The sequence below is a fragment of the Maribacter huludaoensis genome (assembly GCF_029350945.1).
Lineage (GTDB): Bacteria > Bacteroidota > Bacteroidia > Flavobacteriales > Flavobacteriaceae > Maribacter > Maribacter huludaoensis.
This window is the reverse complement of the sequence record NZ_JARKMS010000003.1, coordinates 397485-407850: the sequence shown is the minus strand read 5'-3', so window position 1 is coordinate 407850 and position 10366 is coordinate 397485. Positions and strand designations below refer to the sequence as shown.

Below are 10366 nucleotides of genomic sequence, written 5' to 3'. Positions count from 1 at the left end.
GTTTCGCAGCCGCAAAAAAGCTGTGTTATGAAACGTATCAACGAATACAAAAAACTTTTTGGGGTAGAGAAGGAAATTGAACTTAAAGCCTTAAAAACCAAGTACAGAAACTTGGTTAAAGAATGGCATCCAGATAAATTTCAAGAGGGTGATGAAAAGAGGGAAGAGGCAGAAGTGCAAAGCCGTAGAATTATTGATGGCTACCACTTTCTAGTAAGTATTGCTCCAGAAACCAAAGAAGCCAATAAAGAAGCTTACGAAGAAAGCATTACTTCCGGCATTGCAGATTTTCAACATAATGGTCTTGTTTTAGAAGTTACTTTTGTTGATGGTGCTACGTACGAATATTTTGGAGTTACAAAACCTATCTTCCAAAAGATGATCAATGCCAACAAATTAAACAGATTTGCCAAAAGAAGTATTTTTCCAAATTACTTATACAGAAAATCTAAACGAGATCTTCAAGAAGCATAATATTATATTTTTAAAGGGTTATAACGCATGAAAAATCAAAAGGATATTTTATCAAAATTGAATATCAAGGCGCTAAACCCTATGCAAGAATTGGCGTTAGAAACCATTTCTTCGTCAGACAACACCATATTACTTTCACCCACGGGTACTGGTAAAACCTTGGCGTTTCTATTACCGGTCCTAGACCTTTTAGACCCAAACAATCCTGAAGTGCAAGTGCTCATTTTAGTGCCCTCTCGTGAGCTGGCCATTCAAATAGAGCAAGTGCTGCGTGATATGGGTACCGGTTTTAAGGTCAATGCCATTTATGGCGGTAGGGCAATGTCCAAGGACAAGATTGAACTAAAACATACACCTGCCATTTTAATTGGTACACCTGGTAGAATTTTAGATCATTTTATGGCAGATCGTTTCACCAAAGACCATATTAAAACGCTTGTACTTGATGAGTTTGATAAATCGCTCGAAGTTGGTTTTGAAGAGCAAATGACAGAAATTTTGCTAGAATTGCCAAACCTTAAAAAGCGCATTCTTACCTCTGCGACCGAGGGAGTTAAAATCCCAAAATTTGTGGGTATGGAAAATCCAAGAAGAATTAATTTTCTTAAAAAGGAAATTCCATCACAGTTAACCATTAGCACTGTTGTTTCCAAAGAAAAAGACAAACTGAACACTTTGGTTCAGTTACTTGAATTTATTGGCGAAGAACCTGGCATTATTTTCTGTAATTACAAGGATAGTATTGAAAGTGTAAGCGTTTTTTTAAGCGAACAAGGTATTTTGCACGAATGCTTTTCTGGTGGTATGGAACAACGTGATCGCGAACGTGCGCTTATTAAATTCAGAAATGGCAGTAGCAGAATTTTGGTGGCAACTGATCTTGCTGCTAGGGGCATTGACATTACCGAACTAAAATTCATTGTTCATTACGAATTACCGCATCGTATAGAAGAGTTTACCCACCGTAATGGTAGAACTGCGCGTGTAAATGAATTGGGAACAGCCTATGTTCTAAAATGGGATAAAGAAAAATTACCTGAGTTTATTGAAGCATCGACCCCAATTAAAATCAACTCCTCAAAAAGATTAGGTGATCCGTTTTGGGAAACCTTATTTATATCTGGCGGAAGAAAAGATAAAATATCCAAAGGTGATATTGCGGGACTTTTCTTTAAGCAAGGCGACTTAAATAGAGACCAATTGGGAGATATAGAACTAAAGCAAGATTGCGCTTTTGTTGCGGTACCTAAAAGTCTATCAAAAGAACTTGCGAATAAATTGAACAACACCCGATTAAAAAAGAAGAAAGTACGCATTACCGTACTTTGAGCATTGTTAGTATTTTTGCCCTTATTAAGGTAGTATCATGAAGGAAGAACAGCAGTATAAAGAAACAGAAATCGACTTAAACGAGATTGAAAGTTGTATTGATATTTTAAATCGTTTGGTAAACGACACCAACCAGATTTTTGAAATTCCTGAAGATAGACGTATTGCCTTAATTAAAGCTGCCGGTCAATTATCTCGCCCTAGCAAACAAGAATTTGCTAAACGGGTAAAGGATGCCAAACGAAATGAAAAAAGAAAGCAGGCTGTTCGTGACAAACATGCCCGTAAAGAAACCGGAATTCGTAGTGCGCGTGAAGCACATGTCTTTGTTGCGCCAAAATTACTACCTGCAGCCGAATTGGCCAGTAAAGATTTGCCGGAGCTTACTACCCCTCGAAACTGTTATGTGTGTAAGGCCGAGTTTACAAAGCTTCATCATTTTTATGATACCATGTGCACAGATTGTGGCGATTTCAACTATGCCAAAAGATTTCAGACTGCAAATGTTAAAGGTCAGGTAGCGGTGATTACCGGTTCACGTTTGAAAATTGGTTATCATATTACCTTAATGTTACTTCGTGGAGGCGCAACGGTCATTGCTACCACACGTTTTCCTGTAGATTCTGCATTACGTTTTTCTAAGGAGGAAGATTTTATGGAGTGGGGGCACCGACTTAAAATTCATGGTCTAGATTTACGCCATATACCCAGTGTAGAAATCTTCTGCAATTTTGTAGAGCAGCAATATGACAAACTGGATATCTTGATCAATAATGCTGCGCAAACAGTGCGTAGACCAGCAGGATTCTACCAGCACTTAATGGAGAACGAAGAGCGTGAATTCTCGTCGTTACCAAAATTTGCCCAAATGGTTTTAAGCGACCATGAAAGCTGTTTGGAAGAGCTTAAAACATTCAGCTCAAAAGCATCACCAAATCAAAACATGCCAGTTACATGGCACGGACCAGAACCTGGTATTGGTTTAAGAGCCTCTGCTCAACTATCACAAATACCGTATAGTTTTGACAATGCATTGGTTGCCCAAGAGGTTTTCCCAACTGGCGAATTAGATGCCGATCTTCAACAAGTAGATTTACGTAAAACCAACAGCTGGCGACTAAAATTAGGGGAGATTGAAACTACTGAAATGATCGAGGTTCAATTGGTCAACTCCGTTGCACCTTTTGTACTGTGCAACCGTTTGGCAGAAATGATGAAAAAAGAAAACACCGGTCAAAAACATATTATCAACGTTACGGCCATGGAAGGTAAATTCCACCGTTTCTTTAAAGAATCGCGCCATCCGCATACCAATATGGCGAAGGCCGCATTGAATATGTTAACGCATACCGCAGCTGGCGAACTTGCAAAAGATGGTATTTTTATGAACGCTGTGGACACCGGCTGGGTTACCGATGAGGATCCAGCGGAATTAGCGAAAAAGAAACAAGAAGTACATGATTTTCAGCCTCCGCTAGATATTGTTGATGGTGCAGCCAGAGTTATGGATCCATTATTTGACGGGATAAATACAGGTAAACATTGGTGTGGTAAATTTTTAAAGGATTACTTCCCAATTGATTGGTAATTTCACAAACTTTAAGAACTTTTATTGATTCATTCTCAATTGTTTAAAAACATTTAATAAAAACCTAAAAATCTACCGCTTCTTATTTACTAGTCTGAATCTATTTTTGTTTTTTTGCGGGATGATTAGGCTAATTATCAAACTATTACTACAATTTCTTGTATTCGCTATCATTGGAATCGGCATTCCTTTGAAAGCTCAAGAAATTCAGACTTACAACGGTCCTTTACAGATAGGAAAGTATAACGGTAAGGCAACATTTTCTTACAAGCTTGTTGATAACGATACCGTACTGCATGGAGATTTTTTGGTATTACGGTCCAATCTTCAAGAATTGTTACAAAAGCAAGATTATTCTTTTCAATTTAAAGGTGCTTTTGTTGATGGTACCGCAAACGGACCGTGGAAATTTCAATTTGGGGAATTTAATTCCAAAAGTCAATCTGAGGTTATTGATTACCAATATCGTGTTCTAGTTAGTGGTATACAGAAATCTGCAAGCGGTAAAATTCAAATGGGGAAACCCAATGGTAAATGGACTATACTAGAGGAACAAATAGAAGATTCTGAAATTTCCAGTACTTTATTTAAAAGTGTGGTTTCTTTTAATGATGGTGTGCCGCAACAGAATTTCAGTATTAATAATGAAAACTACACGTTAATAGGAAGGTTTTTACGAGACGGCTTGGCTCATGATGAGTGGTCTTTATTTCCAATAAATGGAATGGACCAATCTGAAAGCTGGTATTTTAGGGATGGTATTTTACAATTAATTAGGGTTGATGACGATAATGACCATAAAACTATCAAAGCTTACCAAGATTATAATGGTAGAACTAAAGTTATAAATCTTGATGCAGGTTATATTAAAGCACTGGAAATTCAATTATCTCAAGTAGATGTTGATATTCTTCACCACAACAGTTTACCTGAACTTTTAAAACAAAATGCAGCGCGTTATCAAGAGGTAGACAACATTTTGTCAGAATTGGGTAAATCTGAATTTCTTCCGGAATTTAAGGTAAAGGTTCCCTATTACCCATTAGATTCATTAGATATGTTAAAAGTAGATAGTTTGGTTTCCTACTATAAAAAAGCTATTGAGTTAAGTGAATCTATATTGCATAATTCACAACTTAATATTTTAAAATTATCTGATGCCAATACGGCATATCAATACAATACGGTACTTTACCTTAAGGAAAGTTATCTTAAACCTATTCAAGAAATTGTAAGTTATGATTCTTTAGGAATTTTAGAATATACATCACGTCAGCAACTAATGAATCATGTTTTCCCCACAGGAATGCCAAAATCTGAAATCGATATTGAGATGCAGATAGATAGTGTTATGTCGTCCAAATTATATTCTATTCCAACTACTTCTTTAACTGACCCATCTTACTCAAACATTGAAAATCTCCAAGCTATAGCAAAAATGGGGTATGACGGTATTTTGGCAATTGCCGATGAAGTAAAAGAAACACTGGCCCAAGAGAAAAGACAAAATGAGTTGGCAAATCTAGAAGAAGAAATCATATTACAAAATGATTCACTGGTCACTTTTATTGAAATAAATAAAGATAGCATACCACTGAAATATGCGAATGCTTTAAAGCAAATTAAATTGTTTGCAAGCACAACCCTGAACGATTATTCTAAAGTAAAATCTGCCCAAAACAGATTAACGGCGGCTAGAAGTACGGTTACCTGTTTAAAAAAATTAAATGAATTATCCGTAACGGTTTCCAAAATGGCCACATATAAAAGTACCATAGAAGATTCATATACCGATCGTATCTGGAATCCGTTTATGGCAACCTTAATGGATGAAGACATAAAAAAACGAATAACATCTGCTTACACTAAAATTCTGGAGCCCTATTTCTTAGAGCAAATAGAACAATCGCTTACATGTGAAAACACCACCAATTTACATGAGCAGATCAACGCCACTTACCATACGGTAATAATGTTGAAAGATAAGGATACCAAAAAGCTGGAACGTAAGCTGAAAAAAGAAAAGGAACCTACAGTAATTTTAGAAATGTTGAATGTACAAAACACAAAGCAATAGTCTATGAAATCGTTTGGTACATACATAATAAAAGGGTTGTTTTTGTTTTGTTTTCTAACAGCATTCCATGGTATTTCACAAGAAGATGAGCCAGAGGTATTACCCGAGTATTCTAAATATAAAGACCTCACTACTAAAACCTGGATTAACACCTACGGGAATATTAGAATTGGCAAACGTTTGTTTTGGGACGCACAAACGCACCTAAGATTAGCCGAAACAGAAGACACTCCTTTTGTAGGTCAGGTAGCCCAAGTCTATAACAGACATGCAATTGGATATATACATTCTAAATATTTCAATGTACGTTTAGGTGGTGTACTCCGTTTGAACTTTAATACCGACGAAGCTTCAACTGACCGTAATTTAGTGCCCGAATGGCGTATTTGGCATCAGTATCAATTTGCACAGGCTTTGGAAAGTATGATGATTTATCACCGTATTCGTATAGAGCATAGATGGACCCAAGGTTTTGCCGAGAACAGCGAGTATATTTTTAGAAATAGATGGCGTTACATGTTCAGAATGAAAATTCCATTGAACAATCATAAGTTAAAACCAAAAACATTGTACGTAGCCCCAGAGGCAGAATTGATTATGCAGAGTGGAAAAGCTGTAGTAGCCAGCCCTATGGAAGATTTACGACTTACAACTACCTTAGGTTATATACTAACACCTAGATTGACCGTGGCTGCGGGTGCCATGTATTCCCAAGGTCAAGATTTATCCAATGGCGGATTTTTTAAACATAGTTGGGCCATGCGCTTTCATGTATACTTCTCTCCAGATTTTAGAAAGGTTAAGAACAAACTTCCAGAAATTCATTTAACGGACTAGATAGGTACCGCAATTAAAAGAGTATGAAGAAAAAGGATATTACACTTTACGGCTTACTTGCTATACTTACTGTATTGGTAATTTATTTTGGCATAAAATCAAATTCGCTTGAAAATGAAATTGGAGAGGGCAGTAAGGCAAAAGATGAACTAGATGTATTGGTTACTGGCAATAAAGAGTTAGTTGCAATTGACTCCGTGTTAATGAAGGGTGATTATAATAAGGCCATTGAGTCTTATAATAACACCTTACAAAACCATGAAGAATTGAATACCGTTATACCATTACGTATTGCTCTTGCACAAAAGTTAATGGAGAATAGCAGTGTAAATGTCGCCGAAAAGGAGACTGAAAAAACAGCTGTTGATTCTTCTGCTATCGCTTCGGTTACTAAAAGCGAAATCAGAAGTATTGATTCCTTAAGTTTTGCACTAGAAAAGGCGCGTGTACAAATAAGTAATATGCGCCAACAGTTGAACAACAAATCTTTTGGCGAATATTTAAGTTTTACCAGTAAAAAAGGTACTGCACTACATTATGTAGGACAGGTAAAAAATAATAAGGCCAATGGTATAGGTATTGCCGTATTGGAAACGGGCAGTAGGTATGAGGGCGAATGGAAGGACAATTTACGCGAAGGTAACGGTACTTTTTATTGGGCAGATGGGCAATATTATATTGGCAGCTATAAAAATGATATGAGAAACGGTGAAGGCACTTATTTTTGGCCCAATGGGGAAAAATATAAAGGGCAATGGAAAGATGATAAACGCAACGGTAAAGGCATTTTTCATAAAAAAGAAGGTTCTGTTATCAGTGGCATCTGGGAAAATGACAAGCTAAAAGAAGCGGATAAGTAAGCTTATTCATTTAGTTTCATTATAAAACACAAATTTTACTTATTCAGATATGGTCTAATCTCAATAAGAAACCCTTCAATTATGGAAATCGCAAAAATGATTTTTTAGGTATGTTTTACGTTTAAGTTTAAGTAACTTTAGGTTTTAACCAACCTATCTGTACACTAAAATGAAAACGCTATTTCGTTACCTTACTTCCGTATCGTTTATTTTACTTACCACAACACTTTTATCCCAAGACTTTTCTGCACTGGAATATAGAACTATTGGTCCGCAAAGAGGTGGTCGTGTAACTACGGTTACAGGTACACCCATGTTACCGGGTACCTTCTATTTAGGTGCATCTGGTGCTGGTGTATGGAAAACCGATGATTACGGCACAACTTGGAACAATATATCTGATGGATTTTTTGATACTCCCTCCATAGGTGCCATTGAAGTTGCGCTAAACGATCCTAATATTGTATATGTTGGTACAGGTTCTGATGGATTACGAAGTAATATCATAAGTGGTAAAGGCATATACAAATCTATAGACGGTGGTAAAACCTGGAGTAATATAGGACTTGAAAATGCAGGACAGATCGGAGCGGTAGAAATTGACCCTACCAATAGTAATGTGGTTTGGGTGGCCGCTATTGGTAATGCATTTAAGGCAAATGAAGAGCGTGGTATTTACAAAACTGTGGATGGTGGTACTACTTGGACAAAAATGTTGCATATATCCAATACCACGGGATTTGCCGATTTAGAATTGTTACCTGGCAATCCTAATGTGGTTTACGCTGCCGCATGGAAAGCACAACGAACTCCTTGGACCATCATCTCTGGTGGTGAAAATAAAGAAGGCGGTATTTATAAATCGGTCAATGGAGGTAAGGACTGGATAAAATTGGAAGAGGGACTGCCGCAGGGGTTGATCGGCAAAATAGATTTAGCCGTATCCCCCGTAGATTCAAGTATTCTTTATGCAGTAATTGAAGCGCCTGGTGATGAGGGCGGAGTATACAAATCTATTGATCAGGGTAAAAGTTTTGTACAGACATCAAGCAATACAGGTCTTGTAAATAGACCTTTTTATTACACTAATATTGAACTAGACCCAACAAACCCTGATATTGTCTATTCCAATGCCAATCCGCTTTTAAAATCTACGGATGGTGGCAAATCATGGACAATGATGTCCGTACCACATGGTGACAATCATGATATATGGTTGAATCCTAACAATCCAGATTTATTAATTCAGTGTAATGATGGTGGTGCCAATGTTTCTCATAACGGGGGCAAAACCTGGTCTTCTCAATTTAATCAACCTACCGCAGAAATCTATCAAGTTGCTGTAGATGATCAATATCCTTATTGGATCTATGGCGCGCAACAAGATAACACAACGATAGCCATACCTAGTTCTGCTCCAAGTGCAACAGCGGTACAAGGAAGCTCGCAGACCATGATAGATGTAGGTGGTTGTGAAACCGGACCCACTATTCCTAAACCTGGCAATCACAATATTGTTTACAATAACTGTAAAGGTCGTTTTAGTGTTTATAACAAGATTACAGGAGTTGGCAGGGAATACTCTATTGGAGCATCCAACATCTATGGGCACAATCCTAAAGACCTAAAATATAGATTTCAAAGGGTAGCACCAATTCATGTTTCACCACATAATCCAGATGTTGTTTATATGGGCTCACAGTTTGTACATAAGACCAGAAATGACGGGGTTATTTGGGAAACCATCTCGCCAGATTTAACCGCATTTGAGTCCGACAAACAAGTAAACTCGGGGAGCCCGATCACTAGGGATATCACAGGTGAAGAATATTACAGCACTTTATATTCTATTAGGGAATCTAAAATAAAAGAAGGATTGATTTGGACAGGCTCCAACGACGGCGTAGTTTCTTTAACGCAAGATGGCGGACAAACTTGGACGAACGTAACGCCTAAGAAAATGCCAAAAGGGGGTAGAGTGGAATCTATTGAACCTTCTCAATTTAATCCCGCAAAAGCGTATATGTCCGTTGACAGACATTTATTAGGAGATACAACCCCGTATTTCTATAAAACCGAAGATTATGGTAAAACTTGGGAGTTGTTGACCAACGGAATTCCGTCTGACTATACTAGCAAAGTATTACGAGAAGACCCTGTTCAAGAAGGGCTTTTGTTTGCAGGTACTGAATATGGAATGTTCGTATCCATGAACGATGGCAAAGATTGGAAGCCGTTTCAACAGAACTTGCCCGTAACACCAATTACCGATATTACTATTTATAGAGGGGATTTAGTTTTAAGCACCATGGGTCGCGGCTTTTGGGTATTGGACAACATCACCACGTTAAGAAATAATGCAATATCATTGTTAAAAGATACTCCTGTATTATTTCAACCGGATAATACAATTAGATACCGAACACCTAGAAGATCAAAAGGATTTCCTGATTATTCTTCTACCGGAGTACTTATTGATTACTACTTACCAAAAGATGGTAAAAACAATGTACAATTAGAAATATTGGATGCCAGCAAACAAACTATCGCTACTATTAGCAGTGATTCCACTAAAACAAAATCCACAAAAGAAGAAGTGGACAATATGAGTTTAAGTATGTCTTTCAGTTATTTTGATAATACGTTGAATACTAAAAAAGGCATTAACAGATTTCAATGGGATATGCGCCAAAAAGGAGCATGGAGTGATAAGGCTTCTAGAAGTTACAAAAATGGACCTATGGTACCACCAGGTAATTATACTGTTAAATTAACGGTTGATAATGAATCATTTGAGCAGCCATTTGAAATTTTAGTGGACCCACGATTAGCCGATGAAGGTATTGACGAAAAAATTATTGCAACGCATTTAGCTTTTGAAAATAAAGTATTGGATTTATTGACCGACGCCAGAAAATTTCAATCGAAATTAGAGGCTGAAATCAAAAAAAGTAAAGGGGACAGAAAAGAGTCTTTAGAGAGCGTATTAAAAGCCATTAAAAATGATGAAGGAGCGTATCCACAGCAGATGTTAGTACCACAAATAGCATATTTATCATATATCGTTGGGGGTGCAGATAAAATACCCGGTAACGAAGAAGTTGAACGCCTAAAAGATTTAGAACAACAATTACAGGCGGTTAAACAAAAGGCTCAACTTAACTAATTACATATTGGCAATTGTTGAAGTATTCGGCAATT

General features: G+C 37.2%; 7 protein-coding genes. All 7 read left to right on the top strand.

Annotation, left to right across the window (positions count from 1 at the left end; translation table 11 throughout):
* The first annotated feature begins 27 nt into the window (after window positions 1–27).
* The 7 genes from PXC01_RS11820 to PXC01_RS11790 all read left to right on the top strand — a co-directional run bounded on the left by PXC01_RS11820 (window position 28) and on the right by PXC01_RS11790 (window position 10331).
* Window positions 28–474, top strand: a complete 447-nt coding sequence (locus PXC01_RS11820; RefSeq protein WP_058102736.1) for a KTSC domain-containing protein — start codon at window positions 28–30, stop codon at window positions 472–474.
* A 27-nt stretch (window positions 475–501) separates the two neighbouring features.
* Complete coding sequence (locus PXC01_RS11815; protein ID WP_276472500.1) at window positions 502–1803, top strand: DEAD/DEAH box helicase; 1302 nt, start codon at window positions 502–504, stop codon at window positions 1801–1803.
* A 37-nt stretch (window positions 1804–1840) separates the two neighbouring features.
* The gene (locus PXC01_RS11810) at window positions 1841–3391 is read left to right on the top strand and encodes an SDR family NAD(P)-dependent oxidoreductase (RefSeq protein ID WP_276472499.1); all 1551 of its coding nucleotides are present in this window, start codon (window positions 1841–1843) and stop codon (window positions 3389–3391) included.
* Between the two features lie 121 nt (window positions 3392–3512).
* Complete coding sequence (locus tag PXC01_RS11805; protein WP_276472498.1) at window positions 3513–5468, top strand: hypothetical protein; 1956 nt, start codon at window positions 3513–3515, stop codon at window positions 5466–5468.
* Between the two features lie 3 nt (window positions 5469–5471).
* Window positions 5472–6305 carry a DUF2490 domain-containing protein gene (locus PXC01_RS11800; protein WP_276472497.1) on the top strand — a complete coding sequence of 278 codons (834 nt, stop codon included), beginning with the start codon at window positions 5472–5474 and terminating at the stop codon, window positions 6303–6305.
* Between the two features lie 23 nt (window positions 6306–6328).
* The gene (locus PXC01_RS11795) at window positions 6329–7165 is read left to right on the top strand and encodes an MORN repeat-containing protein (RefSeq protein ID WP_276472496.1); all 837 of its coding nucleotides are present in this window, start codon (window positions 6329–6331) and stop codon (window positions 7163–7165) included.
* Window positions 7166–7334: 169 nt separating this feature from the next.
* On the top strand, window positions 7335–10331 hold the full coding sequence (locus PXC01_RS11790; RefSeq protein ID WP_276472495.1) for a WD40/YVTN/BNR-like repeat-containing protein: 2997 nt from the start codon (window positions 7335–7337) through the stop codon (window positions 10329–10331).
* Window positions 10332–10366 lie beyond the last annotated feature (35 nt).

Bases quoted from the DNA above. Each gene is read 5' to 3' on its own strand.
- PXC01_RS11820 (WP_058102736.1), top strand. From the start codon at position 28: ATGAAACGTATCAACGAATACAAAAAACTTTTTGGGGTAGAGAAGGAA.
- PXC01_RS11815 (WP_276472500.1), top strand. From the start codon at position 502: ATGAAAAATCAAAAGGATATTTTATCAAAATTGAATATCAAGGCGCTA.
- PXC01_RS11810 (WP_276472499.1), top strand. From the start codon at position 1,841: ATGAAGGAAGAACAGCAGTATAAAGAAACAGAAATCGACTTAAACGAG.
- PXC01_RS11805 (WP_276472498.1), top strand. From the start codon at position 3,513: ATGATTAGGCTAATTATCAAACTATTACTACAATTTCTTGTATTCGCT.
- PXC01_RS11800 (WP_276472497.1), top strand. From the start codon at position 5,472: ATGAAATCGTTTGGTACATACATAATAAAAGGGTTGTTTTTGTTTTGT.
- PXC01_RS11795 (WP_276472496.1), top strand. From the start codon at position 6,329: ATGAAGAAAAAGGATATTACACTTTACGGCTTACTTGCTATACTTACT.
- PXC01_RS11790 (WP_276472495.1), top strand. From the start codon at position 7,335: ATGAAAACGCTATTTCGTTACCTTACTTCCGTATCGTTTATTTTACTT.